Consider the following 26,838-nt stretch of genomic DNA (forward strand, 5'->3'; position numbering starts at 1 on the left):
GCGAACGCCGGACACCGCGGCGTGGGGCCGCGGCGTCCGGCGTCGTCGTTCCTCAGGCGGCACTGCCGCGTTTGGCGGGGAATCCGTGGGCGCGGGCGGCCAGGACCACGACGAGGACCGGCGCGAGCAGGACCAGGATGCTCCAGGGGAAGGAGGTCGAGCCCAGCAGGTTCAGGAGGATGCCGCCGACGATGCCACCACCGGCCATCGCCACGTTCCACAGCGTCACCAGCATGGCCTGCGCGGCGTCCGCGTGCTCGCCGCCCGCGTCGCCGACCGCGGTCTGGAGCAGCGTCGGGGCGCCGCCCCAGCCGAGCCCCCACAGGGTGACGGCGACGTACACCATGGCGGTGCTGTCCGAGAGGACGGCGAGGATCGCGGCCGCGACGGCGATCAGCAGGGTGCTCGCGATCATCAGCGCACGCAGCCGGCGGTTGATCTGCGCGCCGACCACCCAGATGCTCACCAGCGAGGCCGCACCGAACACCAGGAGCACCAGGTCGATGGAGCCGCCCATGCCGAGCTCGTCGAGGAAGGTCGCGATGAACGTGTAGAGGATGGTGTGGGCCAGCACGAAGACCAGGGTGACGAACAGGACCGGGGTGACTCCGGGGACCTTCAGCGCCGCGGTCATCCGCGTCTTGCCGCTCTGGGCCTGGCCCGGGTAGTCCGGGACCATCGCGCCGATCCAGCCGAGCAGGATCACGGTGAGCCCGGTCATGACCAGGAAGGCGACCTGCCAGTTGACGGCCTTGCCCAGGAAGGTGCCGGCCGGGACGCCCAGGGAGAGCGCGACGGGGATACCGGCCATCGCGATGGCGATCGCCTTGCCCTGCAGGTGCGCCGGCGCCATGCGGCGGGCGTATCCGGCGAGGAGCGCCCAGGCCAGACCGGCGGCCACACCGGCGACGAACCGGGCCGCCATCGTCAGGGAGTAGTTCCCCGAGAGGGCGGTCACCGTGTTGGCCGCGGCGAATCCCGCCATCGACACCAGGAGCAGTCGCTTGCGCCGCCAGGCCGCTGTCGCGGCGGTCAGGGGGATCGCGGTGAGGGCCGTGCCGATGGCGTAGATCGTGACCGTCTGGCCGGTCGCGGACTCGCTGACGTGCAGGTCCGAACTCATCGCGGGCAGCAGGCCCGCGGGCAGCGTTTCGGTCAGGCTCGTGATGAAGACCGCCGTGGCCAGCGCGAGCAGCGCGAGCAGGGGCAGTTTCTGGTCACTCTGGTTCTTGATTCCGACTTGGGGATCAACTGGTGTCTGCTTCTCGCTAATTGACATGGTGTGAATGCTCGAACCCTCACACCTATGTGAAGGTCAACGGGAAGAAATGTGAGGTCGATCACATGCGTATCGGAGAGCTGTCGGAACGCACCGGCACGCCCCGCCGCCTCCTGCGCTACTACGAGGAGCAGCGGTTGATCGTCGCCGATCGCTCCGCCAACGGATACCGCGACTACGACGAGTTCTTCGTCGACCGGGTCCTGCAGATCAGAGGCCTCCTGGAGGCCGGGCTGCCGACGCGGATCATCAAGCAGATCCTGCCCTGCCTGGAGACCACCCGGACCATCCATGTCCTGGGCGCGACACCGGAGATGATCGCCACCCTTGAGCGCGAGCACCGTCGCATGACCGAACGCATCCAGGATCTGACCCGCAACCGTGACGCCGTGGCCGGCTACCTCGCCACGGTCCGGGGCGAGGGCCGGCCGGACCCCACCACCCCCTCCCCGCGGGCGGCTTGAGCGCCCGTGTCGCCCCAGGGTTGTTCGCCCTGGGGCGGCATACGCCGATGCCCCGGACCGCAGATGGGCTCTGCGGTCCGGGGTGGTCCAGGTCGGTCCGGGGCAACCCGGGGCGACCCGGGGCGGGATGTCGCGGCGGGTGTTGCCCTGGGCTGAACAGAATGAGGATTCTGCTGCCGGAAGGCGTTACGCCGCGGTCCACCCGCCGTCCACCGGCATGGCCGCGCCCGTGACGAACGTGGCACGGTCGCTGCACAGCCAGGCCGCGGCCTGGGCGATCTCCACCGGGTCGGCCATCCGACGCTGGACCGAGCGGGCCACGAAGCTCTCCTCCAGTTCCGGGGTCCCGGCCAGCACTTCCTCCATCAGCTCACTGCGGGTGCTGCCCACCACCAGCGCGTTGACCCGGATCCCCTGCCGCCCGTAGTCCGCCGCGGCCGCCCGGGTCAGCCCCAACACGGCATGTTTGGCGGCCACATACGCAGCCGATGCCCCGGTGGCCTGGAGACCCGCGACGCTGGAGGTGTTCACTATGGAGCCGCCCCCGGCGTCGAGCATGGCGGGGATCTGGTGGCGCAGGCAGTTCCACACCCCGCGCACGTTCACGTCCATGGTGCGCTCGAAGATCGCGGTGTCCGTCTCGTGCAGCGGTGTTCCCGCCGTGGCCCAGCCCGCGTTGTTGAACGCCCCGTCCAGGCGGCCGAACCGGCCCACCGCTGCCTTGACCGCGTTGGCCACGTCCTCTTCGCTGACCACGTCACCGGGGGCCGGCTCGGCTTTGCCGCCCGCCTCGACGATGTCGTGGGCCAGCGCCTCCAGTCGGTCCGCGCGACGGGCCATCAGGACCACCGCGGCCCCTTCCGCCGCGAACAGCCGCGCCGCGGCCTCCCCGATGCCGCTGGATGCCCCCGTGATCAGAACGGTTCTGCCCGCGAGCATGCCGTGCGCTTCAGTCATGGTGCTACTTCCCTCCCGGTGCCGGTTTCCCGGCCGGTACGTATGTGTGTGGTGCGGGATATGACGACATGTGGCCCTCCGATATGTGGTGTCGCCACATGTGGGCCGACCACTCCATTTCCCCTATGGGTACGAGCCCGCTCAGCTATGGGCACAAGCCTGCTCAGCGGAAGGCGTCCGCGTGGCGGGTGGCCCAGGCCCTGAAGGTGCCCGGGGGTCGGCCGGTGGCCTCCCGGACACCGTCGGTGACCTGTTCCTTCGCGCCCGCCGCCTGCCGTTCGGCGCTGTCCAGCAGGGCGCGGGCCAGGGGCTCCCCCAGCCGTTCACGCCATCCCCACAGGGCCTGATGGGACGTCAACTCCTCGTAGCGAACGACCTGTTGGAGTGCCTCGCCCAACTGCTCCGTCTGCTCGCGCACGCTCAGTGCCTGCTGCCCCGTCAGCGTATGGATCCGGCCCGCCTGGCCGCGTCCCACCAGGGCGCGCGCCGCGGCCCGCGCCACGTCCTGCGGGTCGACGCAGGAGTTGCGTGAGGATCCGTACAGGGCGCGCACCACCCCCTCCTTGCGCACTCCCCCGGCCCAGCCAAGAGCGTTGGACATGAACGCCCGCGGACGCAGCAGCGTCCAGGTCGGACCGGACGCCTTGACCCGCTCCTCCGATTCACGCTGCCAGCAGGTGATCCGGTCCTGGGCCAGTGGATCGCCCACCGCCGCCGCGGACAGCTTCACCACGTGCCGGACTCCCCCTGCCCGCGCGGCGGCCAGCGCGTTCGCGTCGTGTGTGGGGCTCAGCGGGTCGAAGGTGACGAGCAGGAGGGCATCCGCCCCCTCCATCGCATGGCGCAGTGTGGCGGGATCCCCGAGATCCGCGCCCACGATGTGCCCGGCCACCCCGGCCCGGGCGGCCCGTGCCGGGTCCCTGGTCAGCGAACGTACGTCATGGTTCGGCGCCAGGAGACGGGCCACCTTGCCGCCCACGGTGCCGGTGGCTCCGGTGATGACGACTCGCATGCGCCCCGCCTCGCCGAAGGCATCGGCGCCCAAGTCGGCCTCGGCGCCCGGGGTTTCGCCGGCGCCATCCGGCCATAAGTTCCGTTCGGTCACGAGACGCGGCCCCGCTCCGCGTCCAGGCTGATACGGCGCGCGGCGCTGGGCACGGCGAGGCCGGGGAGCAGCAGTTCCCACATCCGTACGGTGCGCTCGACGAGGTCCTCGCGGCCGTTCACCAGGTTCGCGTACAGCTGGATTCCCGTACACGCGCCGACCACGAACTCGGCGATGTCCTCGGCCACCACCCCTGGCATGAGTTCCTTGTCGCTCTCGGCGTCGACCAGGCACGCGAGCATGATCTCGCGCCACTCCAGGAACGTGGACGCGTCGTGCATGCCGAAGCTTCCCTGCTCAACGGCGAGTCGCACACCGGCGCGCAGCAGCGGGTCGACGCGCAGCCGGTGCGCCCACACCAGGGTGATGTCGACAAGTCGCTGGAGTCCACGCGAGGTGAGGCGTGGCTCGATCGTGTGCTTCTGCGCGTTCATCACCGCGACGGCGAGGTCCTCCTTCGACTTGAAGTGGAAGTACATCGCCCCGGCGGTGAGCCCGGCCCGCGCGAGGATCTGGTTGATCAGCGCTGCCGCGTAGCCCTTCTCGTCGAACTCCTCCGCCGCGGCGCGCAGGAGCACCTCGCGGGTCCTCACCGCCCGCTCCTGTCTGATTTCCGCCATCGCTTCCGCTCCCGAATGGGTTCGACAAAAATAGAGAACGCCTTTTATATTATCGGCCATCGGTACGGCGGTCCACCAAACACGGGGCCGCGCCGACCATTTCGACTTATGCCCGGGGGGGCCGCATGACGTCGAGGATCCAGCGCGCGCTCACCGCGCCGCGCCGGTCCGGCGCCGACCCGCTGCGCCCCATCAGCTCTTGCGCCTGCTGCCGCAGCAGCTGTCCCGGCTCCTGTTCCTGTCCCGGTTCCTGTCCCGGCTTCCACTCCAACTCCCCTTCGTAGCAAGCCGGTTATTCCAGTACGGCGCCACCTGCACCCCATGCATCCCCACCCCTGAGCCCGTCGGCGTCCGCGCCGCCCGGCCCTCTGTGAGGAGTACCCCATGCCGCCACTGCCCGTATGCCCCGCACCCCCGGTCTCCAGCGTTCCGAGAGAACTGGTCCACAAGACGAATCCGGACGAGGTGCTGCTGACCGGTTGGCAGCGCACCGCGCCCGACGCCTTCACCGTCACCGCCCGCTGGCCCGACGACCACCCCTTCTACGAGGTACGACATGGCCTGCACGACCCGCTGATCCTGAGCGAGACGATCCGGCAGATCTTCCCCCTGCTCTCGCATGCCGCCTATGAAGTGCCGTTCGGGCACCACCTGTTGTGGGACCGCTACCGCTTCACCCTGCGCCCCGACGCCCTGGACGCCGCGTTACTTCCGCCCACCGTCGACCTGCACGTCACCTGCCTGGAGGTGGTACGCCGCAGCCGGCGCACCACCGCCCTGACACTACTCATCCGGGCCTTCCGCGGCGGTGTTCCGCTGGCCACCGCCCACACCCGCTTCACCATCCAGACGCCAACGGTCTACCGCCGACTGCGCGCCCGGTACGCCGATGCCCACATGTGGCCCGCACCCCAACTCACGCTGCCTGTGCGGCCCACACGTGTGGCCCGCACCCACGCCCGTGACGTGGTCCTGTCGCCCAGCCACACCCCTCATCGCCACCAGCTCCGCCTCGACCCCCGGCACGCCGTGCTCTTCGACCACCCGGTCGACCATGTGCCGGGCATGCTGCTCCTGGAGGCGGCCCGGCAGGCGGCCCTCCATCTGCACCACCCGGAACCCATCGTCCCCATAGCCATGGACTGCCAGTTCCACCGCTACCTCGAACTTCACGCGCCCTGCTGGATCGACACCCACCAGCTCCCCCCGGACGCGCGAGGCCGAGCCCGCACCACCTTCACCTTCCACCAGAACAACACCCCGCACTTCACCACCACCCTCACCCACCAGCGCCTCGACACCGCGAGCAACACCTGGCGCGGGTGACCGGCCGACCCACCGGGACACCCGAGCGGCGCCCACGCCGAACCCGGCCGCCCCGACGAACGGAGCGGCCGGGCTCACAGGCGTACGCCAACTCACCTGTAGAAGATGTCAGTTGATCTCGCGGCCGAGGCCGGACCAGTACGGCTCGCGGAGTTTGAACTTCTGGATCTTGCCCGTGGCGGTGCGCGGGATGGCCTCGCGGAACTCGACCGAGGTCGGCGCCTTGTAGCGGGCGAGGCGGTCCTTGCAGTACGCGATGATGTCGGCCTCCGTCACCGACGCGCCCTCCGCCAGGACGATCAGCGCCTTGATCGTCTCGCCCCACTTCTCGTGCGGCACGCCGATGACGGCTACCTCGGCGACCGCCGGGTGGCTGAAGATCGTGTCCTCCACCTCGATCGAGGACACGTTCTCGCCGCCCGTGATGATGACGTCCTTCTTGCGGTCCGAGATCGTCAGGGAGCCGTCGCTCTCGTCGATCGTGCCGCCGTCGCCGGTGTGGAACCAGCCGTCCTCCAGGGCCGCCGCGGTCTCCTCGGGCTTCTCCCAGTAGCCGTCGAGCACCACGTTGGAGCGGGCGAGCACTTCGCCGGAGTCGGACACCTTCAGTTTGACGCCGAGCGCGGGCACGCCGGCCCGGGACAGGTTGCGCGCCCGCTCCGCAGCCGGCAGCCCCGCGTCAGCGGGCCGGGTCCGGTTCATGGTGAGCAGCGGGGACGTCTCGGTGAGCCCGTAGATCTGGGTGAACTCCCAGCCCAGTTCCTCGTCCATCCGCTGGATCATCCGGGTCGGCGGCGGCGCCCCCGCGCAGACCACCCGCACGCGGTCGCGGCCCGGGATCTCGCCCCGCCAGGACGCGGCGGCGTCCAGGACCATGTTCCACACGGCGGGCGCCCCGCACATCAGCGTGACCCCGTGCTCCTCCACGCGGCGCAGGATCTCGGCCCCGTCGACCTTGCGCAGGACGACCTGTTTGACGCCGAGTCCGGCCATCACGTACGGCATGCCCCAGCCGTTGCAGTGGAACATCGGCAGGGTGTGCATGTAGACGTCACCCTCCCAGACCCGGGTGTGCAGTCCGAACGTCAGGCCGTTGACCCAGATGTTGCGGTGGGTGAGCTGAACTCCCTTGGGCCGGGCGGTGGTTCCGGACGTGTAGTTGATGGTGGCCGTCGCATCCTCGTCCGGGTCGGACCACGGGCGCGGTTCCACGCCGAACCGCATCACCTCGTTCTCGGTCTGCTCACCGAGCACGAACCGGTGGCGAGCCTTGACGGCGGACAGCGCGCCATCCACCTCCGGGTCGACGAGCAGGACCGACGCCCCGCTCTGCCGCACCACGTACTCGATCTCCTCCGGCTTGAGGCGGAAGTTGACCGGCACGCAGATCCGGCCGCTCATCGGCACCGCGAACAGCAGCTCCAGCATGCGTGCCGAGTTGTGGCTGACCACCGCCACACGCTCGCCCTCACCGACGCCGAGCGCATCGAGTCCCGCCTGCCAGGCGCGCACCCGCTCGGCGACGCGCCCGTAGGTGAGCCCGGGCACCGGCGGGCCCGGCTGGTCCGGCTCGTCGACGACGCCGGTACTGGAGGAGAACCCCAGCTCTGCCCGGCCGAGGAAGTCCGAGACCGTCATCGGAATCCGCATCGCTCTGCTCTCCTGTATCCGCAACATCAGCAACAGCCGTTAAGGGGGAGTCTGGTACCTACCGACGCCCGCAGCGGCCGAAACACCGAATTGACCTGCTGGAACCGCCGATCCGGGGCCGGCTTTCAGCGCAGCCGGTCAGCGCAGCCGGCGCAGCGCCGCTTCGGAGTCCGGGTCGTCCGGCAGGTAGGCGAGGAAGTGGTGGCCGGGTTCGTCGACGGCGGCGAGCTTGACCGAGCGAAGGCGGAGCTCACCCGCTGCCGGATGGCGGAAGCGCTTGACGGCCGGGCGGAAGGCGGCGGTCTCCCGCTCGTCGAGCCAGCGCGCGGCACAGGGGTCCGCGCGGATCGACTCGATGATCTCGGCGTACCGGGGATCGTCGGGACGGTGGGCGGCCCGGGCCCTGAACTGGCCGAGCAGGGAACGGGCTTCGGGCTCCCAATCGACGAGCAGCGTCCGGCACGGCGGCCAGCGGAACACCAGCCACAGCATGTTGCGCCGCTTGGGCGGCAGCCGCGCGAGGTCGGTCAGGAGGGCCGCGTACGAGGTGTTCCAAGCGAGCAGGTCCCAGTGCGGGTCGATGACCATCGCGGGATGCGGAAGCATCGCGTCGACCAGGGAGCGCAGGTTCGGCGAGACCCAGCTGGCCGGGGCGGCGCCCGGCGGCGGCACGTCCTCGACGAAGGACAGCACGTGCGCGGTCTCGGCCGCGTCCAGCTGAAGCGCCCGCGCGACCGACCGCAGTACCTGCTCGGAGGTACGCACCCGGCCCTGCTCCAGCCACGCGTACCAGGAGGTGCTGATTCCGGCTGACTCGGCGACCTCCGCGCGGCGAAGGCCGGGGGTGCGGCGGCGGGGCACGGCGGGCAGTCCGAGTGCGGCCGGGGCCAGGCGCTCGCGGCGCGAGCGCAGGAACGCGCCGAGTTCCGCCCGGGGGTCTGGTGAGTGCGTCACGGTGTGAGTGATGGTAATCGGCTGAGCCCACGCGGCCGCTGGAACCCCTGCTGAGCTGGGGACATGACCATTTCACCGCCCCATGGGCGACTGCTCGGCGCCGCCGGGTTCGTCAGCAACTTCGACCGTTTCTCCATCGCGCCGATGCTGGTGCTCATCGGCTCCGCGTTCGGTGTGCCGCTCGGCACGGCCGCGCTCGCCGCGAGCGCGTACACCCTCGGCTACGGTCTCGCGCAGCCTGCCTGGGGCATGGCGAGCGACCGGTTCGGCAGGGTGCGGGTGATGCGCCTGTCGCTCGCGGCGTCCGCCGTCGGGGCGTTCGCGTCCGCGGCGGCGCCGGGGGTCACGACCCTCATCGTGGCGCGCGGATTCACGGGAGTCTGCTTCGCGGCCGCCATCGCGGGCTCGCTGACGTACGTGGGCGACACGGTCGCGCCGGACGGGCGGCAGCGGGCGCTCGGCACGCTGATGACGGCGTTCGCGCTCGGCACCGCCCTTGCCACCGTCGTCGCCGGGGCGCTGGCCCACTGGGTGAGCTGGCGCCTGGTGTTCGCGCTGCCCGGCCTGCTCGCCGGATATCTGACCCTGGCCCTGCGCCGCCTGCCCGAACCGGAGCTCGCCCCGCGCGAAAGCGGCGCGCTGTGCACCGTCCTGCGTTCTCGCTGGCAGTGGTACGTGATGGGGGTGGCCCTCCTCGAAGGAGGCGTGCTGCTCGGCTGCTTCACCTATCTGCCGCCCGCCCTTGAGTCGCTCGGCGCGGCTCCGGCGACCGCGGGCGCGGTGGCGGCGCTGTACGGGGTGGCGGCGATGGGCGGGGCCCAGGTGGTGCGGCGCCTCGCGGGTCGGCTCGGCCCGGTCGCGCTGATCGTGGCGGGCGGCGCCCAGCTGACCCTCGCATACGCCGTGGCCGCACTGCACCCGTCGCCGGCCACGCTCGGGCTGAGCGCGCTGCTGCTCGGCGGCGGCTGGGCGTTCCTGCACTCGACGGTGCAGGCGTGGGCGACCCTGCTCGTGCCGACCGCCCGCGCGACCGGGGTCGCCTTCTTCGGGGTCGCCCTCTACCTGGGCAGCGCGCTGGGCACGGGACTCGGCGCCGAATCAGCCCAACAGGGACAATTCCAGGGCCTGTTCGGGGTGGCCGCCGTCATCTCCGTACCGCTGACGGCACTCGCGGCCCACGGTCGGCGTCGTTACGGGACCGGCGGCCCGCCGCGCCGGGAGGGTTCCCGGCGGGCGGCGGACCCGCTGCCGTCCGACCCCCGTGCGGACGGCCCGGCCCGGCGGCGGTGAACCCACCGACGCGTACGGCTACTTGTCCGCGGTCAGGGTGCCCGCCGCGCCCCAGCTGTCCGTGGGGACCTCGTGGATCCACACCTGGACGGTCTCGGCCGGGATCTTGTACGCGTCGACGAAGGCGTCGGTGACGCGCTTGACCAGCTCGCGCTTGAGCTCGATGTCGCGGGGACCCTGCTGAATGGTGACGATGGGCATGGCCAACTCCTTTGCCTGCGGCGGCTTCCCGGCCTGTCCGGGGGGCTCACCGGCGTGACCTCAGTCCATCGGATCCGCGGGGCCCGACCAAGAAGCAGACCGCGACCGCAGCGATCATCTTTCGTGATCGTTACTGGTCACGGGCCTCTGTGGGGGTCGTCATAGAGGTCGTCATGGAGGTTGAGCACGCCTTCAGGAGCAGCTCGACGGCGGCGGGTATGTGTCCGGCACCCACTGCCAGGCCGGTGGGCAGTGCGAGGCCGGGGGCGCGTAGCGGGCGGAAGGCGACGCGGGGGCTGCGCAGCACGCGGGCGTGAGCCGCGTACACCACGGTCCACAGCTGGCCCAGCCCGATGGTGGCCAGGGTGTCCTGGAGCGAGCCGCCGACCGGCCCCGGTACCGGCTCGAAGCCCGCCGCGTGGCAGGCGCCCACGACGAGGTCGACGAGGGCGGGGTTGTTGCGGCGGGCGGTGATGCACAGGGGAAGCGCGGCCAGATCGCAGAGCGCTATCTCGTCCTGGTGCGCGAGCGGGTGGGCCGCCGGGAGGGCCACGAGCAGCGGGTCCTCCCACAGAGGCAGGATGCGCAGGCCCGGCGCGGGCTGCGGGGCGCGGACGAACGCGGCGTCGAGCCGTCCGTCGGCGACCTGGGCCAGGCGGTCGCGGGTGGGCGCGGAGACCAGCTCGACGGCCGTGTCCGGGGCGATCCCGGCGAAGGCGCCGAGCACGCGGTCGAGGTGCTCGCCGAGCCCGGTGCTGGTGCCGAGCCGCAGGGTGGTGCGCTCGCGGACGGCGCCCCGGGCCCGCTCGGCGGCGGCCAGAACCTCGCGCGCCTCGGGCAGCAGCCGCTCCCCCGCGCCGGTGAGCCGCACGTGCCGGGGCGAACGGTCGAAGAGGTCGCACCCCAACTCCCGTTCCAGGCGCCGTACTTGCTGGCTGACCGCCGACTGGACGATGTGCAGCCGCTCGGCGGCCCGCCCGAAGTGCAGTTCCTCGGCGACGGTGACGAAGTAGCTGAGCTGCCGCAGTTCCATGCGGGGACTGTATCCAGGGGGTGTGGGGGTCCGGGGGGTGGGAGTCCGGGGGGCGAGACCGTCGCGTGCGGAGGCCTTCCCCGCCGGGGGGCGCGACCGATCGGCTCTGGCTACTGGTATGGGCGTAGGCCACAGATGCGATGCCCATGTCCTGGGCGCACGCCACACAGGTGCGGTTGAATGACAAACATGGTCTCCACCGATCGCTTCCTCGCCTTCGCCGCGATGTCCCTCCTTGTGATCGTGATCCCGGGGCCGAGCGTGCTGTTCGTGATCGGCCGCGCCCTCGCGCACGGCCGCCGCACCGCGCTCGCGACGGTGTTGGGCAACGTCCTGGGCTCGTACGTGCTGGTGATCGCGGTGGCGCTCGGTATCGGCGCGCTGGTGGCGCGTTCGGCGTCGGTGTTCACGGCTGTGAAGCTGGCGGGCGCCGCGTATCTCGTGCTGCTCGGGGTGCAGGCGTACCGGCACCGCAAGGACATGCGGCTCGGGGTGGTGGCCATCGGCGAGACCGTGGCCGCGGCCCGGCCGGCCCATGGCGATCTGCGGACCGTCGCGGACGGCGTCCTGGTGGGCGTCACCAACCCGAAGGGCATCGTGTTCTTCGCGGCGGTACTGCCGCAGTTCGTGGACCACACGGCCGGGCACCTGCCGTCCCAGATGCTGCTGCTCGGCCTCATCCCCATCACCATCGGCCTGATCACGGACACGCTGTGGGGCCTGGGCGCGGCGGCGGCGCGCGGCTGGTTCGCCCGCTCCGAGCGGCGCCTCTCGCTGATCGGCGGCGCCGGCGGCTTCGCGATGATCGGGCTCGGGGTGACGGTCGCGGCGACGGGCCGGGCCGACTGAGCCGCCGCCGCCAGTCCGCAGGCCGAGTGACCGCCCGGACCGCCCGAGTCAGCAGGCCAACTGAACGCCCGGGCCAGCCGAGTCCGCAGGCCAAATGAGTGCTCGGGCCGGCCGAGCGTGAGCCCGCCGCCACCCGGTGGGATGAAGTTGTCGTACGGAGCGGCCGCCACCCGGCAGGTCGACCCGGCCGCGCCGACCTGCGCCAGGAGCGCGTCAAAATCCGGGGCGCCGGGGTCAATGCCGTGTCATGGCGGGACACCGGGCCGGTGCCGGGGCATAACTTCGGGCGTACGGGCGCATGACACGTACGGCATCCGCGCACTGTGCCGACCACGCCGTCAGCGCCCTGTCACGGGCGCGTGACACGTCATGGCACGTCACGGCACGTACGGCATCCGCACTTCCGCACCGGAGGACACCATGGACAGCCTCACCATCGAGGACGCCGACCCCGACGAACGCCGCCCGGCAGGGCCGCTGTACGTTCCCGTTCGGATCGGCTCTGCCGGAGGGCACCAACTACGCTTCCTGCGCGACGAGTTCGGCGCGCGCACCGCCGTCGGATTCACCAGCCCGGACCGGCTGAACGCGGTCCTGGGCGGCGACCAGAGCTGGATCCGCCTCGCCGAACCCGCCCTGCGGGCCCTGTCGGCGCCGCTCGGAGTGACCCTGGTGACGGTCGACCCGCTGCTCGCCCCGCCCACCCCGCGCAGGCGGCACGGCCAGCCCCCGTCCGCCTGCGCCCGCCGGGACCACGCGCTGAGCCGCTAGCGCGAGCTCTGACCGCGGTTCTGCCTTCACCGCCCTAGCCCTGGCCTGGCTCCGGGTCCGGCCCACGAAAGCTCTGGCTCTGGCTCTGGCTCACGAACTCTCCGAACCGTACGTCGTAAGAGGTGGCCGAGGTCATGTCGGCGAGCAGCCGCGCACCCTCCTCGGCCACCGCGGCGCGCTGGGCTTCGCCGAGCGCGCCGAACAGCTGCACGGTGAGGAGAGCGAGGCCGCCCTTGTGCTCCTGATCTCCTTGGTGAGCGCCGGCTGGGACACGAACAGTCGTTCCGCGGCGCGGGTGAGGGTCCCCTCCTCCGCTACAGCGACGAAGTAACGCAGCAATCGAGTGTCCACATCCATGCCTACAGGTTATGGACGCAGGTATTGGACGCGTCTCAAGGGCTCGGGGAGACTCGTCGAGGTGAGCGCACCGGGCTCACCCGACTCACGACGCGCTCGACTGAAAGGCGAGGGACATGTTCACCGCCTACACGATCGTCCGGGACGCGGCGGCCGCCGAGGTCGCCCGCCGGGGCACGGCCGGCACCCCCGAGGGCGACGCCGAGGTGGAGGCGGCGGTCATCTCCGCGGCCGTCGACGCGAAGCGCACCGGTCTCCCCCTCGACGGCGACGAGGCCCCGCCGGCCGTGGGCACCCGTTCCCGCAAGGGCGACCTCCCGGCGGAGACCGCGTGGCTGCTGCTCGTGGCGGAGGCCTACGCGAGGCGCCCGGCATCCGCGACCGCGGGCGTGGCCGCGTGAGCGCCCCGCGGCAGGACCCGCTGCGCGACCCGCGCTTCTTCAACGACCCCTACCCCACCTACGACCGGCTGCGCGAAGGCTGTCCCGTCCAGCGCATCCCCACCGGCTCCGGCGGACACCAGGCCTATCTGATCACCGGCCACCCCGAGGCCCGCGAAGCGTTCACCGAACCCCGCCTGTCCAAGGACACGGCCCGCTTCTTCGCCGACCGGCCCTCGAACCGCGACCTGCACCCGGCGATCTCCCGCAACATGCTGGCGAGCGACCCACCCGAGCACACCCGTCAACGGCGGGTGGCGACGCCCCTGTTCACCACCGGACGCGTCCGGGCACTGCGCCCGTACATCACCCGGGTCGTCGACGGCCTCATGACCGCGTGGCGACCGGGTACGGAGGTCGACCTCGTGGCGGACCTGGCGGTACCCCTCCCGGTCACCGTCGTCTGCGAGCTGTTGGGCGTGCCGGAATCCGACCGCGCCCCGCTCGCCGGCTGGTCCCACGACCTCTTCGACGCGACCGACAACGGCCGTATCGACGCCGCCTCGCACCGGATCGGCGACTACCTGACCCACCTCGTCGACACGGCCCGCGCCACCCCCGGCGACGGCCCGCTCCACTCCCTCCTGCGCGACTGCGACGAGGGCGGCCTCGACCGGGACGAGACCGTCTCCCTTGCCGCCCTCCTCCTGGTCGCCGGGCACGAGACCACCACCCACTTCATCGGCAACGCCGTCCTGGCCCTGCTGCGGCACCCCGAGGCGTTCGACCGCCTGCGCCGGGATCCGGACCTGATCCCCGGCGCCCTCGACGAGCTGCTCCGCTTCGACTCCCCGGTGAGCGTGGCCACCTTCCGCCACAGCACGCAGGACCTGCGCGTCGGCGGGGTCGACATCCCGGCGGGCTTCCCGGTGCTCATCGCGCCCGGGGCCGCGAACCGCGACCCGGCGGCGTTCCCCGACCCGGGCCGCCTCGACCTCGACCGCGACGCCGGCGGCCACCTCTCCTTCGGCCACGGCATCCACCGCTGCCCGGGCGCACCCCTGGCCCGGGCCGAGGCGGAAATCGCCCTCCGCGCCCTGGTGACCCGCTCCCCGAACATGCGCCTGGCCATCCCCGCGGACTCCCTGACCTGGCGCCGGACCCGCCTCACCCGCGGCCTGACCACCCTCCCCCTCACCCTCGCCTGACCCCCGGCCCCGGAGGTTCTGGCCGGGGGCGGGCAAGCCTCGCGAGAACGCACGAGTGTCCTGATCTCAGGTGAGATGTCTTGGTGATCACGGCTGTTGGAGGGCGCCACCTGCGACCGGGGGCCGGGCCGTGCGCACTCGCACATGCGCGAACCTCTACCCTGGTGCCCGCCACGTGGCGGATTTCGAACAGTGCGACGAACGGGATGTGACTGGTGACGGGGGATAACGGCGGCGCGGATCTGGTCGGCGAGGTTCTGGGCGGCCGCTACCGAGTGACCGCGATGATCGGCCGCGGTGGCATGGGCGTGGTCGCCCGGGCGGTGGACCAGTTGCTGAACCGCGAGGTCGCCGTCAAGGTCCTGCGCGCCTATACCGACGCCTCCCCTGCGGAACTGGCCGATCTACGGGTCCGGATGCAGAGGGAAGCGCAGGCCGCCGCCCGCATCCGGCACAGCGGTGTGGTCATCGTGCACGACGTGGTCGAGGAGCAGGGGCTGCCGGTCATCGTCATGGAGCTGGTCGACGGGCCCTCCCTCGACGATGTGCTGACGGAACGCGGCTCGCTGGATCCGCGCGAAGCGGCCGCGATCGGCGCCAAGTTGATGGACGCGCTCGACGCGGCACACCAGGCCGGGGTCCTCCACCGCGACGTCAAGCCCGGCAACGTACTGCTTGAGCGCGGCGGCCGGGTCGTGCTCACCGACTTCGGCATCGCCAGCATGGAGACCTCCGACGACGAGGCCCTGGCCAAGCTGACCCAGAGCGGCCAGATCATCGGCTCCCTCGACTTCCTGCCACCGGAGCGCGCGCAGGGCCAGGTACCGGGCGCGGCATCGGACATCTGGGCGCTCGGCATGACGCTGTACGCGGCCGTGGAGGGCGCTGCCCCCTTCCGCCGTACGTCGGTGTGGTCCACGCTGGCGGCGATCGTCGGCGAACCGCTGCCGGAGCCCCGGCGTGCCGGACCGCTCACCCCCGTGCTGCGGGCGCTGATGGCCAAGGATCCGCTGCAGCGGCCCGACGCCGCGCAGGCGCGCGAGATGCTGGAGGCGGTCGCCGCGGGCGGGAGCCCGGACCTCGCGGCGCCGCCCCAGGCCGTCACTCCGCCGGGCTTCGGCCCCGCCCCCGCCGCGCCGCTCTCCCCGCCCGCCCCCCAGACCGTCGCTTCGCCGGGCTTCGGTCCCGCGCCCGCCGCTTCCTACTCGGCGGGCGCCTACGCCGCCCCTCCTCCGGCGGCCGCGCAGCCGGGCATGGTGCCCGGCATACCCGGCGGTCTCGACAGCCGTTCCGAGACCCGTGCCACCACGGTCGGCGCGCGGCGCCGCCGCACCCGTACCATCGTCGCGGTGGCGGCCGCCACCGTCCTCACCTGCGGCGGAGTCGCCTACGCCCTGATGGACGCACAAGGCGGCGGGTCGAACGTGGCGCTTCCCTCGGCGAGCACGACCGACGGCTCGACCTCCCCGGGGAACCCGACGTCCGGCGGCCCCGGCGGGAAGCCGTCCAACACCCCCTCGAAGAAGGACGGGGACCGCAAGCCGGGTCCCACGCCGACGTCCAGCGGCGGAGGTGACAAGCCGGCCGGAGGCCCGTCGGCCTCTTCGAAGGCGACGCCCAGTTCCACGGTGAAGCAGCCCACCCCGGTGTCGACGGCGTGCGCCGGCTGGGCCCACTCGAACCGCAGCGACGGCTACGGCCACGCGGCCCAGACCACCCACCTCTATACCGGGCCGTACGCGGGGTGCTCCTATGTGACCGAGGTCAAGTCCGGCGCGAAGGTCTACTACCACTGCTATGTGACCAATGCCCAGGCCAACAAGTGGATCTACGCCCGTATCGCGGGCACGAACACCGAAGGCTGGGTGTTCAGCGACAAATCCACTCTGGACGGCGGCACACTCGCCCGCTGTTGAGACTGGCCCGCAGCCCACCAGAGGGCGAACTGCGGGCTCCCCGTACGCTCAAGAGCGGGCCGGATTCGCCGTCTCCGTCACCGTCCGGTCATGTCGCAGCTCGTCGAACAGCTCGACCGACCTCATGGGGTCCCACTTCAGTACGTTGCCCTTGGGGGTGGGGACGCCGATGCCGGAGACGGGCACGTTGAGCTGCGTGCCGTGTCCGCCCGCGATGCTCTGTACGGCGCGGAACATCCTGCCGAGGTCGCTCAGGCTCATGCCCTTGTCGACGATGAGCGTGTCGAGGCCGGCCTGCACGGCCGGACCGATCTCCAGCGGGTCGAAGAGGGTGCCGGGCCGGGCGGCCTGGTGGGCGAGGGTCGCCAGGAACTTCTGCTGGTTCCTCGACCGGCCCAGGTCGCCCTCCTTCTCCTGGTGCCGCTGACGGACGTAGGCGAGCGCCTGTCTGCCGTTCAGGGTCTGACAGCCCCGGCGCAGGTCCGCGCCCGACTTCTCGTCCTTGATGTCCCGGTCCAGGCACATCCGAACGCCGCCGACGGCGTCGACGATGTTCACGAACCCGGCGAAGCCGATCTCCGCGTAGTGGTCGATGCGCAGCCCGGTGTTCTTCTCGACGGTGTGCACCAGGAGTTCGGGGCCTCCGTAGGAGAAGGCGGCGTTCAGCTTGTCCCCCTCGGGCCACTTGGTCTTGCCCGTCGATGTGTCGAGGCGGCCGGGCACGGTGACCCAGGAGTCGCGCGGCAGGCTGACCATGCTGGTGCCGTGGGCCCCGGTGTGCAGCAGCATCATCGAGTCGGTGCGCCGCCCGCCTCCCCCGCCGGCGTGCAGCTCCTTCACATCGTCGTCGGAGAGCCCGTCGCGGCTGTCCGAGCCCACGATGAGGTAGTTGGTGCCCTCCCCGGGCGGCGGGCGGTCCCCGTACGCGCCGAGGTCGACGTCACGCTGGAGCCGGGTCTCGGCCCAGCCGTACGTGCCGCCCGCCGCGACAGCCACCACGGTCAGCAGAACGAGCACCGCGCGCCGCAGCCTCCTGCGCTTCTTCGGCTGCCGGGCGTGGGCGCGCCGGGGCCCGTAGTGAGAGCTGGGCCGTTCGGCGAACCGCTCACGCACGGCGGAGTCCTCCGGGACCGCGTACGGGCCCTGGCCTGCAGAGGAGCCCTGGCCGTCGTACGGGCCCCGGCCGTCGTACGGGCCCCGGCCGTCGTACGGATCCGGATCCGCGTACAGCTCCGGATCCGCGTACGGATCCGGGTCGCCGTACGGCCCCCGGCGTGCAGGACTGCTCCCGGCGTCGCCGTGCCAGCCCTGCCTCCCCGTGGGTGTGGTGCGTCCGGCCCGCTGGTCAAGCGGGTCTGTCATCGTCAACTCCCTTGGTCACGTCCCCGTTCCGACTCGCGCGGCCGCTCGCCGGTTCCACTCCTGTCACATCGCGTCCCCTGTCACATCCCGCCATCGCGCACCTGGATCACTGCGGCGACAGGCTCCGCCGCGGAGTCGCGCCGTCGAGCGGATCTCCGGACGGCCCTTCAAGGAGGTACGGGTCAGCGGTTCCGGTGCGCTTCATGCTGTGCCACTTCAGGCGAGTGCCGAGCAGCGCCGTGGTCACGGAGTGAATGACCACCAGGTACATCAACTGCCGGTAGACGAACTGCTGGAGGGGCAGCACCCACAGCACGCGCAGCCGTTCGCGGTCGAGCCGCAGCGCGTACACGGCGGTCACCAACTGGACGGAGAGGAACCCCAACCAGACGAGGGCGGCCTCCACGGGGTCGCGGAACAGCGCCCCGAACAGGGCGAACATGTCCACGACGGGTGCGCACAGCGGCAGCGCGATCTGGAACAGCGTGACGTAGAGCAGCACACGACGGCCGAAGCGTCCGGCGGGGCCGACCTCCTTCACCGCGTGACGGTGTTTCCACATCGACTGGAGGGTGCCGTAGCACCAGCGGTAGCGCTGGCGCCACAACTGCCGCAGGGTGCTGGGCACTTCGGTCCAGGCCACCGCCGACTGCTCGTAGACCACGCGCCAGCCGGCCCGCCAGAGCGCCATCGTGAGGTCGGTGTCCTCGGCCAGGGTCTCGTCGCTGACGCCGCCGACGCCCATCAACGCGTCCCTGCGGAAGGCGCCGATCGCCCCCGGCACCGTCGGCATGCACTCCAGGACCTCGAACATCCGCCGGTCGAGGTTGAAGCCGAGCACATACTCCAGGTGCTGCCATTTGCCCAGCAGGCGGTGCCGGTTGCCGACCTTGGTGTTGCCGCTGACCGCACCGACCGCCGGGTGGGCGAGCGGCTGGACGAGACGGGCCAGCGCCTCGGGTTCGAAGATGGTGTCCGCGTCGACCATGACGACGATGTCGTACCGGGCGCGCGCCAGGCCTGTGTTGAGGGCGCTGGGCTTGCCGCCGTTGGGCTGCCGGATCACCGTCACCCGCGGGTCACCGATGTCCTCCGCGATGTCGGCGGTGGCGTCGGTCGAGCCGTCGTCGATCACGATGATCTCGAAGTGCGGGTGGGTGGAGGCGAGCAGCGAGTACACGGTGGAGGCGATGCCCGCCTCCTCGTTGTACGCGGGCACCAGGACCGTCACCGGATCCCGCACTTCGCGCAGCCGTGGGGCGCCGGGCCGATACCGGTGCAGTCTGCGCACGTGGAGCCGGGCGAACACGGCGAACAGGAGCATCCGCAGGACGCCGAGCACGCCGGTGAGGGTCAGCGCCCACACCATCATGGTGAGGAAGGCGTGCCCGAGCCGCTGCGACCAGATGAGGCCCTCGCCCTTGATCTCCTGGGCGACCGGGACCTCGTCGACGAAGGACGGACGGCCGAGCCCGCCGCTGATGGTGGTGAACCGTTTCGCCCCGGGGTCCCCCAGCAGGTCCTCGGCCTCGTGGTAGCCCAGTTCGGTCTGGCTGTGCTGCGTCACCACCCCCTGCCGCGGCTCGCGGTCCTTGTGGTCCGATGCGACCACCAGATATCCCTGCGCCGCCGCGCGCTTCGCAGCCGGCCACTCGGGGCCGCAGAGCGTGTCCGCGGCCGTGGTGTGCGGCAGCCTCAGCAGGGTGGTGTTGATGCCGGCCGCACCCGCGAAAGCGGCCTGGCTGAGCGACAGTTCGAGGCGCGAGCGCAGCGGCGAGGCCACGCCGAGGTCGCCACCGCTGTAGGTGTACGAGCCGATCTCGTGGCCCTCGTCCAGGATCCGCCGCATCAGCTCCGGGTGCCGGGCGGCATCCTGCCCGTAGACGAAGAAGGTCGCCCGCGCGTGGTGGCTGCGCAGCAGGTCGAGCAGGCGCGGCGTCCACACCGGGTCGGGCCCGCCGTCGAAGGTGAGCGCGACGGTCCCCGGCGGCATGGCCGCTGTGGTGACCCCCTCGGGGCCGAACCGCAGCAGCGGCTTCCCGTCGTCCGCCTCGCGCGGGATCGGTCGGGTGCAGGGCGGTTTGACGCGGGCGGCGTCGACCTGGTGGGTGGTCCAGCCCTCGAAGAGAAGAGTGACGGCGACCACCAGGAGCACCAGCAGGAGCACCAGCCAGTGTCCGCGCGGCGGGCGACGGACAGCGGCACGCCGGCTCACTGCTTCGGGCCTCCGGCCGGCTGCGGGGCGGATCTGCCGGACAGCCGGAGGCGATTGTGGTTCTCTCGGTCCGCGTGGGCCTCGGCCGAGGGCCGGTGGGCCTCGGCCCGGACCGATGTGCCGGAGCCGTGCGACGACGTGCCGGCGTCCGCGCCGGAACGCGCCGATCCGTTCGTACTCGTCGTGCTCGTCGTGCTCGGCGGATGCGTGCCGACGGGCTGCCGGAGTCCGCTGACCAGCACGCCGACGAACACCAGATACCCGAGGCAGGCGAGGCCCACGGCCAGCGCCACGCCTTGCAGTGTCCGCCTGCGCCAGCCCGACTGGTCGATGAAGACGGGGAGTTGAGGGGCGGCGGCCCGGGGACGCCGTGTCACCGGGGCCACATGACTCGCCACCACCTGGTGCGGCGGGCGCCGCGTCATGTCCCGCCCCGGGTGCTGCGCCCTGCGCGCAGGGGGTACGGGCGACGATCGCCCGTCGTGCGGTGTGCTGGCTATGTGGGGGGTGCCCTGCACGGGTGCTCCTGATCTGCGGCCGCGCACGCGCGACTCTTTGTGTATAGGGGGTACGGCCCCCGGGGTCGGCTGTCATGCGCGCGAAACGTCAGGAGTCGCATCCCGAGGTGCCCGGCACGTACGGGGGTCCGTACGCGCGCATGCCTCGCACCCTCCCGGGTGGGGCCGGGAAGGCCACGTACGCATGTGTCCCCACAAGGACCGGGAGGCCAGGACGCAACCGTCAGCCGTCACGCAACGCAGCCCCCGACCCTACTCGGGCACCCGGGTGGCAGGGCAACAGGCCATCGGGGAACGGCAGCCGGCAGTCGGCTCGTTCACGACGCAATGGCGTGATCTCCTCGCCGCCGCGGCCACGGTAGGCCGGATGTCCACCCAGCGCGCTGCCCCGCGCCTGGTGCGCCGGCTGTGGGGCCGGACGCGTGTACCCCTTCCGGCGTGCGGGTTCGCCGGCTGTGTGAGACATCCCTCGCCCGTCGTCGTGGCGCCGGCGGCTGGGGAAGGTTGACCATGTACTCATGACCTCCTCGCCCCGCCCGCCCCATGACGGCGGCCGACCGGATCCGCTGGGCGGGACCACCGCGCCCGGTGGAGATTCCGCTCCCGCCCGCGGGTACCTGCTGGACAACGCGCGCGCCGAGGCGGGCGAGCGATTCGTCTGGCTGGCCGAGCTGTTCGACGGTGTGACGCGCGGCCACTTCGATCGACTGGGGGTCGGGGCCGGCTCGCGCTGCTGGGAAGTGGGGGCCGGCGGCCCCGGTATCCCGGAGGCACTCGCGGCGGCCGTCGGCCCGACCGGGTACGTACTGGCCACGGACATCGACCCGTCGTGGCTGAAGGAAGGCGACGGGTACGAGGTGCGCCGGCACGACGTGGCCGCTGATCCGCCTCCGGAGCCGGGGACGTTCGATCTGGTGCACGCCCGGCTCGTGCTGGTCCATGTACCCGACCGGGCTCGCGCGTTGGCCACGATGGCGGCAGCGCTACGGCCCGGCGGCTGGCTGCTGATCGAGGACGCCGATACCGCTCTGCAGCCACTGGCATGCCTGGACGACAGCGGCCCCGCGCAGCGGCGGGCCAACCGGCTGCGCGACGCGGTCCGGGAGCTGCTGACGCGCCGCGGCGCGGACCTGCGCTACGGCCGGACACTGCCGCGGGCCTTGCGTGAGGCCGGCTTGGCGGATGTCGCCGCGGCGGGCTTTTTCCCGGTCGGCGGGCCGGCCTGCGACCGGCTGGAGGCGGCGACCATCCGGCACGTGCGCGGCGAGCTGCTCGCGGCCGGCCTGGCCGACGAGGCCGAGATCGACGCGCACCTGGCCGCCGTCCACGCGGGCGAACTCGACCTGACACTCGCCCCGCTGATCTCGGCCTGGGGACGCCGCCCGGCCGAGCACCGCCCGGCACTCGGTTAGGCGCGGATCGGATCCAGACATCCCGGGACTGTGGGAGCGGCCGGCCGGCCATGCACGTCGCCGTCCGACGGCAGCCCCAGCCACCGTACTCAACAACGGGTTTGCCAAGCCCGAACCAACACCAGGCCATGGTTACGCATCGGTCATGCGCTGTTCACCGCCGAGGTCTACCCGCATAGAACGCAGGGTGGTGTCATGCCTACGTCACCCCCGCATCAGTCGGGGAAACCTCGGCCAACGGAGCCCCCCATGCCTCGTATGCGTCAATTCGCCGTCGCCGCCTCCTCGTTCGCGCTCGTCGCCGGAGCGATGATCGTCGGCACCGGCGCCGCCCACGCCGCCACCACCTGCTCGCAGAGCTACCTGCCCCTGCAGGACCGCGCCTGCCAGCCCGGCGCACTCAACTCCGCCGTCACGCAGGACACCATCCACTCCACCATCTGCGTCCCCGGGTACAGCTCCTCCATCCGCCCGTCCACCAGCTACACCAACGCCCTGAAGGTGCAGCAGATCGGCGAGTACGGCTACGAGGACACCGACACCGCCGACTACGAGGAGGACCACCTCATACCGCTCTCCCTCGGCGGCCACCCGAAGAGCCCCCAGAACCTGTGGCCCGAGCCGCGCTACGAGGCCGGTGGCTCCAAGGCGACCGACAAGGACACCGTGGAGTACAAGCTGTACAAGGCGGTCTGTGCAGGAACGGTTCAGCTCGCACCGGCCCAGCAGGCCATCGCCACCGACTGGACCACCGCGCTCTCCGCCGTCGGACTGAGCTGACCGCAGCACCGCACCATCGCTCCCGCCGCGCATCCACAGCGCGGCGGGAGCCGTCCGGCACTGACGCGCCTCCCTCCCCGCACCACCTGGAAGTTGGCCATCACCACCATGTCCTCGTGTTCGAGGTTGTGGGGGCAACCCCGGGGACTGATCAGCACGGCCGGCGAAGGGAGAACTCGGACAGCGGGCGCCGAGTGTCCTGGGGTGCGGTGCTGAAATTCGGGAGGGGTGTGTGCGCCGGCGGGCTCGGCTACTTTTGACCATCGTCCATCCCCTCCCCAGCACCCTTGCCCGTCATCACTCGGCTGGTCACGAGGCAGACCACCACCAGCGCCCCGGCCACCCAGAAGGCGATCTGGACGGCGCCCAGGGCGGCCGAGGGGCCGCCTCCAGCACCGCCCAGGTAGACGCTGCCCAGGAGTGCCACCCCCAGCGTGGCGCCCAGTTGCTGGACCGCGTTCAGCAGGCCCGCGGCCGAGCCGATCTCCTGGGGCCTCAGCGGCTTGAGCGCGATCGTGAAGAACGCCGGGGTGAACAGGCCGACCCCGAGTCCGACGACCGCGAGCGCGAACAGCAGCGGCGTCGGGTACGCGTGCGGGTCCGCCGTGCGGTAGACGGCGATGGCGGCGAGCGCGCCCACCAGCAGGACGGCAAGTCCGAGCGGCATCATGCGGTGCTCGTAGCGCTTGACCAGGTGCGCCCCGGCCACCCAGGAGGCGACGGCCAGCCCCACCGACCACGGGGCGAGAGTCAGCCCGGCCTTCAACACATCGGCTCCCAGGCCGAGTTGGAGCTGGAGCACGACGACCATCGTCAGGCCGTTGGTGACGGCGAAGAAGAGCGTCGACGTCACCAGGGCGGCCGGGAAGCCCCGGTGGGCGAACAGGGTCGGCTCCACCAACGGGCTGCGCCCCGCCGAGACCACCCCGCGCTGATGCACCGCGAACACGGCCATCAGACACAGCCCGGCCGCGATGGACGTCCAGCTCCACCCCGACAGAGCGGTCAAGTCGGCGCCGATCAACGGGTGGACCACAAGCCCGATGCCGGCCATCGCCAGCAACGTACCGGTCACATCGAGGGTGGGTCGCTTCGGAGCGCGGTTCTCCAGCAGCCTGGGCGCGATCGCGAGGACGACCAGCGACACCGGTACGTTGACCAGGAACGCCGCCCGCCACGACGAGCCGAACAGATCGGCGTGGGTGAGCACACCGCCGAGCACCGGCCCGCAGACCGCCGCGAGGCCCATCACCGGACCGATGCTGCCCAGCGCCTTGGACATCTCGGGCCCGGAGAACATCGTCTTGATCAGGCCGATGGTCTGGGGAATGATCACGGCCGCGGTGGCTCCCTGCACCACCCGGAAGGCGATCAGGAGCCCCACCGTGGGCACCACGGCGCAGGCGATGGACGCGAGCATGAATCCGGTGACACCGATCACGAACATCCGCTTGCGGCCAACCATGTCGCCCAGTCGGCCCCCGGCTATCAACAACACCGCGAACGGCAGGGTGTACGCGGTGGTGAACCACTGGACGTCCGACACCGACCCACCCAGATCGGCGTGGATCTTCGGTGCGGCGACCTGCACGATGGTCGCGTCCAGGAGGTTCATCGCCTCACCGAGCAACAGCGCGATGAGCGCCGGCCACCGCCATCGGTACGCCGCCGGAGTCGGCACCAGCACACGCTCAGCAGTCATCGGGGATCCCCTCCATCGTCGTCGACACGTCGGCTCGACCCCGGCGACGGAGTGCGAGCGCGAGCGCCGGGGAAGCTGGCCGCGACTCAGGGTGGGGGCGGGGAGCCGGGATGCCACCGCGGAAGTGAGTGCCTGGAGGTTTTCTTCCACAGATGCCACTGATGGCGATGTTTTCCCACACAGCTTGCGGGATCTCACATGTCTTCGCGGGAGGCTCGCCATGCGGCCCGTCGGCTGGAAGCGGGTTGGCCGCCCCTCTATGGCAGGGTCACGCCATGCCCTTTGATCACAACGACCACTACCACCGCCTCCTGCTGCGCCAGGTGCCGCCAAGCTGCCGTACGGCGTTGGACGTTGGCTGTGGAACCGGCCGGTTCGCTCATCGGCTCGCCGACCTCGGCATCGAGGTCGATGCGATCGACCCCTCAGAGGAGGCCGTCTCGGAGGCCCGCGCGCGTGCCGGGCGGGCACTCGGCGACCGGGGCCCGCGCTTCCAGCCCGCGGACGTCACCCAAACCGAACTGCCCGGGGGCCACTACGACTTCATCTCGTGCCTCGCCAGCGTCCACCACATGCCGTTCGGCACCGTCGCCGCATTGCGGGACGCGCTCGCGCCCGGGGGCGTCCTCGTGATCCTGGGCTGTTATCCGGAGCGGACCCGGCTCGACTGGGCTTGGAGCCTGGCGGCCGTCCCCGTCAACGCCGTCGCGAGGCTGGCCGTGTTCGTGCGGGACAAGCTCGCCGCGGCTGCGACCGACCGCGACCGGGACCGGATGCGGGCGCCGGTGGCTCAGCCGACCATGCCCCTGCCCCAGATCCGCCGGGAGGCCGCGGTGCTGCTGCCTGGATGCCGTATACGCAGGCTCCTCTTCTGGCGCTACCTGCTCGTCTTCCGGAACCGCAGCTGACACCAGACCAGCACGCTCGGCGCAGCCATCTCCGGCTGCATCCTTCCCAAGGGCGGCACGAAGGATGGTCCGCAGTCCAGACACGGGCGCTCACACCTCGAAGCGGTATCCCATGCCCGGCGCCGTGATCAAGTGTCGGGGATGTGAGGGGTCCACTTCGAGTTTGCGTCTCAACTGGGCCATGTATACGCGGAGATAGTTGCTCTGCGTCCGGTAGCTGGGGCCCCACACCTCCTGCAGCAGTTGGCGCTGGCTGACCAGTCGGCCGCGGTTGCGGATCAGGACTTCCAGGAGGTGCCACTCGGTCGGAGTGAGCCGCACATCGTCCCCGCCGCGCTTCGCCTTCTTGGCGAGGAGGTCGAGGGTGAACGCCTTGGTGGTGACGACTCCCCCGTCCGCGCTCTTCTCGGCGGGTTCGACCCTGCGGGTCGCGACCCGCAGCCGGGCGAGGAGTTCGTCCATGCTGAACGGCTTGGTGATGTAGTCGTCGGCGCCCGAGTCGAGGGCCTCGACCTTCTCGTCCGAGGTGTTGCGCGCCGAGACCACCAGGATCGGCGCCCGGCACCAGCTCCGCAGCCGCCGCATCACCTCGATGCCGTCCATGTCGGGCAGTCCGAGGTCGAGCAGGACCGCGTCCGGGGGCTGTACGGAGGCGAGTTGGAGGGCGGTGGCACCGTCCGTCGCCGAGTCCACTTCGTATTTTCGCGCCTTCAGGTTGATCTCAAGAGCCCGTACGAGCTGTGGTTCGTCCTCCACCACCAGCACCCGGGTCATCGGCGTGCCGCCTTCCTGTTGTGCGCGGTCTTCATGACGCTGCCGGGCGGTGCGGGAGCCCGGAGGCCCTCCGGGGCCGGGGCTCCCGCCCACCGTCGTAAGTGACTCACTTCGAAGTGAGTTCCTTGAGTGCGATGTTGAGTTTGAGGACGTTCACGCCGGGCTCGCCCATGAAGCCGAGGATCCGGCCGTCGGTGTTGTCGGCCACGAGCTTCTCGACCTGCTTCACGTCGAGGTGGTTCCGCTCGGCGACCCGGTGGACCTGGAGCTTGGCGTACGCCGGGGAGATCTGCGGGTCGAGACCGGAGCCGGAGGAGGTGACCGCGTCGGCGGGCACGTCGGCCGGGTTCACCTGGTAGCCGGCGGTCGAGTTGTCCTTGACGACCGCGTCCTTGGCGTCCTTGACCTGCTGGATCAGCTTGTCGTTGTCACCGGAGAGGTTGGTGGCGCCGGAGATGATCAGCTGGTACTGGGTATTGAGGGTGTTCGTGCCGAGCCCGTTGGAGGGGCGGGGCTGGAACCACTTCAGGTCCGGCACCGCCGGCTCGTCGGCGTTGTTCGGGTCCTTCTTCGGGAGGTTGTACGTCTGCCCGATGAGCTCGGAACCGGCCACCTTCCCACCGGACTTGATCTCGGAACCGTTGGCCTTGTCACTGAAGGCCACCTGCGCGATGCCGGTCACCACGAGCGGGTAGATCACGCCGCAGACGATGGTCAGGACCAGCAGGGCGCGCAGGCCCGCACCGAGCAACCGGGCTGTGTTTCCAACAGAGTTGTTCATTGCCGATCAGCACGCTTTCGAAAAGT

Annotated in this window: 26 protein-coding genes and 1 pseudogene; 11 read left to right on the forward strand and 16 right to left on the reverse strand. The window is 71.3% G+C overall.

The genetic code is table 11. The features are described 5' to 3' along the window. Nucleotides 1–52: 52 nt before the first annotated feature. Complete coding sequence (locus ACWC2B_RS11105; protein ID WP_450716185.1) at nucleotides 53–1,279, reverse strand: MFS transporter; 1,227 nt, start codon at nucleotides 1,277–1,279, stop codon at nucleotides 53–55. 65 nt (nucleotides 1,280–1,344) lie between these two features. On the opposite strand from ACWC2B_RS11105, the gene ACWC2B_RS11110 reads away from it, so the two are divergent. Further along, complete coding sequence (locus ACWC2B_RS11110; RefSeq protein ID WP_450716186.1) at nucleotides 1,345–1,743, forward strand: MerR family transcriptional regulator; 399 nt, start codon at nucleotides 1,345–1,347, stop codon at nucleotides 1,741–1,743. 186 nt (nucleotides 1,744–1,929) lie between these two features. Here the strand turns inward: ACWC2B_RS11110 and ACWC2B_RS11115 are convergent, their stop codons facing one another. From ACWC2B_RS11115 to ACWC2B_RS11125, 3 genes are all read right to left on the reverse strand, one after another. Next, on the reverse strand, nucleotides 1,930–2,700 hold the full coding sequence (locus ACWC2B_RS11115; protein WP_450716187.1) for an SDR family NAD(P)-dependent oxidoreductase: 771 nt from the start codon (nucleotides 2,698–2,700) through the stop codon (nucleotides 1,930–1,932). Nucleotides 2,701–2,863: 163 nt separating this feature from the next. Continuing rightward, nucleotides 2,864–3,805 carry an NAD(P)H-binding protein gene (locus ACWC2B_RS11120; protein WP_450716188.1) on the reverse strand — a complete coding sequence of 314 codons (942 nt, stop codon included), beginning with the start codon at nucleotides 3,803–3,805 and terminating at the stop codon, nucleotides 2,864–2,866. Further along, nucleotides 3,802–4,425 (reverse strand): ScbR family autoregulator-binding transcription factor, encoded by a 624-nt coding sequence (locus ACWC2B_RS11125; protein ID WP_450716189.1) that lies wholly within the window; start codon nucleotides 4,423–4,425, stop codon nucleotides 3,802–3,804. The genes ACWC2B_RS11120 and ACWC2B_RS11125 overlap by 4 nt, the downstream gene beginning before the upstream one ends. Nucleotides 4,426–4,809: 384 nt before the next feature. Between ACWC2B_RS11125 and ACWC2B_RS11130 the strand changes: the two genes are divergently transcribed. Continuing rightward, the gene (locus ACWC2B_RS11130; protein WP_450716190.1) at nucleotides 4,810–5,751 is read left to right on the forward strand and encodes a ScbA/BarX family gamma-butyrolactone biosynthesis protein; all 942 of its coding nucleotides are present in this window, start codon (nucleotides 4,810–4,812) and stop codon (nucleotides 5,749–5,751) included. A 108-nt stretch (nucleotides 5,752–5,859) separates the two neighbouring features. Here the strand turns inward: ACWC2B_RS11130 and ACWC2B_RS11135 are convergent, their stop codons facing one another. Then, nucleotides 5,860–7,401: an AMP-binding protein gene (locus ACWC2B_RS11135; RefSeq protein WP_450716191.1), complete on the reverse strand. Its 1,542-nt coding sequence runs from the start codon at nucleotides 7,399–7,401 to the stop codon at nucleotides 5,860–5,862. Between the two features lie 138 nt (nucleotides 7,402–7,539). Then, nucleotides 7,540–8,355, reverse strand: coding sequence for a helix-turn-helix domain-containing protein (locus ACWC2B_RS11140; protein ID WP_450716192.1), 816 nt, complete (start codon nucleotides 8,353–8,355; stop codon nucleotides 7,540–7,542). A 63-nt stretch (nucleotides 8,356–8,418) separates the two neighbouring features. Between ACWC2B_RS11140 and ACWC2B_RS11145 the strand changes: the two genes are divergently transcribed. Then, nucleotides 8,419–9,645 (forward strand): MFS transporter, encoded by a 1,227-nt coding sequence (locus ACWC2B_RS11145; RefSeq protein ID WP_450716193.1) that lies wholly within the window; start codon nucleotides 8,419–8,421, stop codon nucleotides 9,643–9,645. Between the two features lie 18 nt (nucleotides 9,646–9,663). On the opposite strand, the gene dmpI is transcribed toward ACWC2B_RS11145, so the two are convergent. Further along, nucleotides 9,664–9,846 carry a 4-oxalocrotonate tautomerase DmpI gene (gene dmpI / locus ACWC2B_RS11150; protein WP_450716194.1) on the reverse strand — a complete coding sequence of 61 codons (183 nt, stop codon included), beginning with the start codon at nucleotides 9,844–9,846 and terminating at the stop codon, nucleotides 9,664–9,666. A gap of 130 nt (nucleotides 9,847–9,976) precedes the next feature. Continuing rightward, complete coding sequence (locus ACWC2B_RS11155; RefSeq protein ID WP_450716195.1) at nucleotides 9,977–10,879, reverse strand: LysR family transcriptional regulator; 903 nt, start codon at nucleotides 10,877–10,879, stop codon at nucleotides 9,977–9,979. Nucleotides 10,880–11,068: 189 nt separating this feature from the next. On the opposite strand from ACWC2B_RS11155, the gene ACWC2B_RS11160 reads away from it, so the two are divergent. Beyond that, on the forward strand, nucleotides 11,069–11,728 hold the full coding sequence (locus ACWC2B_RS11160) for a LysE family translocator (RefSeq protein WP_450716196.1): 660 nt from the start codon (nucleotides 11,069–11,071) through the stop codon (nucleotides 11,726–11,728). 369 nt (nucleotides 11,729–12,097) lie between these two features. After that, nucleotides 12,098–12,499 (forward strand): SAV_915 family protein, encoded by a 402-nt coding sequence (locus ACWC2B_RS11165; RefSeq protein WP_450716197.1) that lies wholly within the window; start codon nucleotides 12,098–12,100, stop codon nucleotides 12,497–12,499. Nucleotides 12,500–12,533: 34 nt separating this feature from the next. Here the strand turns inward: ACWC2B_RS11165 and ACWC2B_RS11170 are convergent, their stop codons facing one another. Both ACWC2B_RS11170 and ACWC2B_RS11175 read right to left on the reverse strand, forming a co-directional pair. Next, entirely contained in the window at nucleotides 12,534–12,710 is a 177-nt protein-coding gene (locus ACWC2B_RS11170) for a hypothetical protein (protein WP_450716223.1), read from the reverse strand. Between the two features lie 17 nt (nucleotides 12,711–12,727). After that, nucleotides 12,728–12,856, reverse strand: a pseudogene (locus ACWC2B_RS11175) (LysR family transcriptional regulator); the annotation flags it as partial. Nucleotides 12,857–12,972: 116 nt separating this feature from the next. Between ACWC2B_RS11175 and ACWC2B_RS11180 the strand changes: the two are divergent. From ACWC2B_RS11180 to ACWC2B_RS11190, 3 genes are all read left to right on the forward strand, one after another. Then, on the forward strand, nucleotides 12,973–13,257 hold the full coding sequence (locus ACWC2B_RS11180) for a DUF6545 domain-containing protein (protein WP_450716198.1): 285 nt from the start codon (nucleotides 12,973–12,975) through the stop codon (nucleotides 13,255–13,257). Further along, entirely contained in the window at nucleotides 13,254–14,444 is a 1,191-nt protein-coding gene (locus ACWC2B_RS11185) for a cytochrome P450 family protein (protein ID WP_450716199.1), read from the forward strand. Before ACWC2B_RS11180 ends, ACWC2B_RS11185 begins: the two co-directional genes overlap by 4 nt. A 212-nt stretch (nucleotides 14,445–14,656) precedes the next feature. Further along, nucleotides 14,657–16,360 carry a protein kinase domain-containing protein gene (locus ACWC2B_RS11190; protein WP_450716222.1) on the forward strand — a complete coding sequence of 568 codons (1,704 nt, stop codon included), beginning with the start codon at nucleotides 14,657–14,659 and terminating at the stop codon, nucleotides 16,358–16,360. 48 nt (nucleotides 16,361–16,408) lie between these two features. On the opposite strand, the gene ACWC2B_RS11195 is transcribed toward ACWC2B_RS11190, so the two are convergent. The 3 genes from ACWC2B_RS11195 to ACWC2B_RS11205 form a co-directional block, all read right to left on the reverse strand. Next, nucleotides 16,409–17,722, reverse strand: coding sequence for an LCP family protein (locus tag ACWC2B_RS11195; protein ID WP_450716200.1), 1,314 nt, complete (start codon nucleotides 17,720–17,722; stop codon nucleotides 16,409–16,411). A 106-nt stretch (nucleotides 17,723–17,828) separates the two neighbouring features. Further along, nucleotides 17,829–19,937, reverse strand: coding sequence for a bifunctional polysaccharide deacetylase/glycosyltransferase family 2 protein (locus ACWC2B_RS11200; protein WP_450716201.1), 2,109 nt, complete (start codon nucleotides 19,935–19,937; stop codon nucleotides 17,829–17,831). Then, entirely contained in the window at nucleotides 19,934–20,314 is a 381-nt protein-coding gene (locus ACWC2B_RS11205; RefSeq protein ID WP_450716202.1) for a hypothetical protein, read from the reverse strand. Before ACWC2B_RS11205 ends, ACWC2B_RS11200 begins: the two co-directional genes overlap by 4 nt. 659 nt (nucleotides 20,315–20,973) lie before the next feature. Here ACWC2B_RS11205 and ACWC2B_RS11210 point away from each other — a divergent pair. After that, nucleotides 20,974–21,867, forward strand: a complete 894-nt coding sequence (locus ACWC2B_RS11210; protein WP_450716203.1) for a methyltransferase domain-containing protein — start codon at nucleotides 20,974–20,976, stop codon at nucleotides 21,865–21,867. Nucleotides 21,868–22,116: 249 nt separating this feature from the next. Then, the gene (locus ACWC2B_RS11215; RefSeq protein ID WP_450716204.1) at nucleotides 22,117–22,647 is read left to right on the forward strand and encodes a hypothetical protein; all 531 of its coding nucleotides are present in this window, start codon (nucleotides 22,117–22,119) and stop codon (nucleotides 22,645–22,647) included. A 250-nt stretch (nucleotides 22,648–22,897) separates the two neighbouring features. Here the strand turns inward: ACWC2B_RS11215 and ACWC2B_RS11220 are convergent, their stop codons facing one another. Next, nucleotides 22,898–24,349, reverse strand: coding sequence for an MFS transporter (locus tag ACWC2B_RS11220; protein ID WP_450716205.1), 1,452 nt, complete (start codon nucleotides 24,347–24,349; stop codon nucleotides 22,898–22,900). A 275-nt stretch (nucleotides 24,350–24,624) separates the two neighbouring features. Between ACWC2B_RS11220 and ACWC2B_RS11225 the strand changes: the two genes are divergently transcribed. Then, a complete protein-coding gene (locus ACWC2B_RS11225) occupies nucleotides 24,625–25,257 on the forward strand; it encodes a class I SAM-dependent methyltransferase (protein WP_450716206.1) in 633 nt (210 codons plus the stop codon). A 90-nt stretch (nucleotides 25,258–25,347) separates the two neighbouring features. On the opposite strand, the gene ACWC2B_RS11230 is transcribed toward ACWC2B_RS11225, so the two are convergent. Together ACWC2B_RS11230 and ACWC2B_RS11235 are read right to left on the reverse strand one after the other, a co-directional pair. Next, on the reverse strand, nucleotides 25,348–26,031 hold the full coding sequence (locus ACWC2B_RS11230) for a response regulator (protein ID WP_450716207.1): 684 nt from the start codon (nucleotides 26,029–26,031) through the stop codon (nucleotides 25,348–25,350). Between the two features lie 106 nt (nucleotides 26,032–26,137). Then, on the reverse strand, nucleotides 26,138–26,812 hold the full coding sequence (locus ACWC2B_RS11235; protein WP_450716208.1) for a potassium-transporting ATPase subunit C: 675 nt from the start codon (nucleotides 26,810–26,812) through the stop codon (nucleotides 26,138–26,140). Nucleotides 26,813–26,838 lie beyond the last annotated feature (26 nt).

This window comes from Streptomyces sp. NPDC001415 (genome assembly GCF_053597395.1).

Bases quoted from the DNA above. Each gene is read 5' to 3' on its own strand.
- ACWC2B_RS11105 (WP_450716185.1), bottom strand. From the start codon at position 1,279: ATGTCAATTAGCGAGAAGCAGACACCAGTTGATCCCCAAGTCGGAATC.
- ACWC2B_RS11110 (WP_450716186.1), top strand. From the start codon at position 1,345: ATGCGTATCGGAGAGCTGTCGGAACGCACCGGCACGCCCCGCCGCCTC.
- ACWC2B_RS11115 (WP_450716187.1), bottom strand. From the start codon at position 2,700: ATGACTGAAGCGCACGGCATGCTCGCGGGCAGAACCGTTCTGATCACG.
- ACWC2B_RS11125 (WP_450716189.1), bottom strand. From the start codon at position 4,425: ATGGCGGAAATCAGACAGGAGCGGGCGGTGAGGACCCGCGAGGTGCTC.
- ACWC2B_RS11130 (WP_450716190.1), top strand. From the start codon at position 4,810: ATGCCGCCACTGCCCGTATGCCCCGCACCCCCGGTCTCCAGCGTTCCG.
- ACWC2B_RS11135 (WP_450716191.1), bottom strand. From the start codon at position 7,401: ATGCGGATTCCGATGACGGTCTCGGACTTCCTCGGCCGGGCAGAGCTG.
- ACWC2B_RS11145 (WP_450716193.1), top strand. From the start codon at position 8,419: ATGACCATTTCACCGCCCCATGGGCGACTGCTCGGCGCCGCCGGGTTC.
- dmpI (WP_450716194.1), bottom strand. From the start codon at position 9,846: ATGCCCATCGTCACCATTCAGCAGGGTCCCCGCGACATCGAGCTCAAG.
- ACWC2B_RS11155 (WP_450716195.1), bottom strand. From the start codon at position 10,879: ATGGAACTGCGGCAGCTCAGCTACTTCGTCACCGTCGCCGAGGAACTG.
- ACWC2B_RS11160 (WP_450716196.1), top strand. From the start codon at position 11,069: ATGGTCTCCACCGATCGCTTCCTCGCCTTCGCCGCGATGTCCCTCCTT.
- ACWC2B_RS11165 (WP_450716197.1), top strand. From the start codon at position 12,098: ATGGCACGTCACGGCACGTACGGCATCCGCACTTCCGCACCGGAGGAC.
- ACWC2B_RS11180 (WP_450716198.1), top strand. From the start codon at position 12,973: ATGTTCACCGCCTACACGATCGTCCGGGACGCGGCGGCCGCCGAGGTC.
- ACWC2B_RS11195 (WP_450716200.1), bottom strand. From the start codon at position 17,722: ATGACAGACCCGCTTGACCAGCGGGCCGGACGCACCACACCCACGGGG.
- ACWC2B_RS11210 (WP_450716203.1), top strand. From the start codon at position 20,974: ATGACCTCCTCGCCCCGCCCGCCCCATGACGGCGGCCGACCGGATCCG.
- ACWC2B_RS11215 (WP_450716204.1), top strand. From the start codon at position 22,117: ATGCCTCGTATGCGTCAATTCGCCGTCGCCGCCTCCTCGTTCGCGCTC.
- ACWC2B_RS11220 (WP_450716205.1), bottom strand. From the start codon at position 24,349: ATGACTGCTGAGCGTGTGCTGGTGCCGACTCCGGCGGCGTACCGATGG.
- ACWC2B_RS11225 (WP_450716206.1), top strand. From the start codon at position 24,625: ATGCCCTTTGATCACAACGACCACTACCACCGCCTCCTGCTGCGCCAG.
- ACWC2B_RS11230 (WP_450716207.1), bottom strand. From the start codon at position 26,031: ATGACCCGGGTGCTGGTGGTGGAGGACGAACCACAGCTCGTACGGGCT.
- ACWC2B_RS11235 (WP_450716208.1), bottom strand. From the start codon at position 26,812: ATGAACAACTCTGTTGGAAACACAGCCCGGTTGCTCGGTGCGGGCCTG.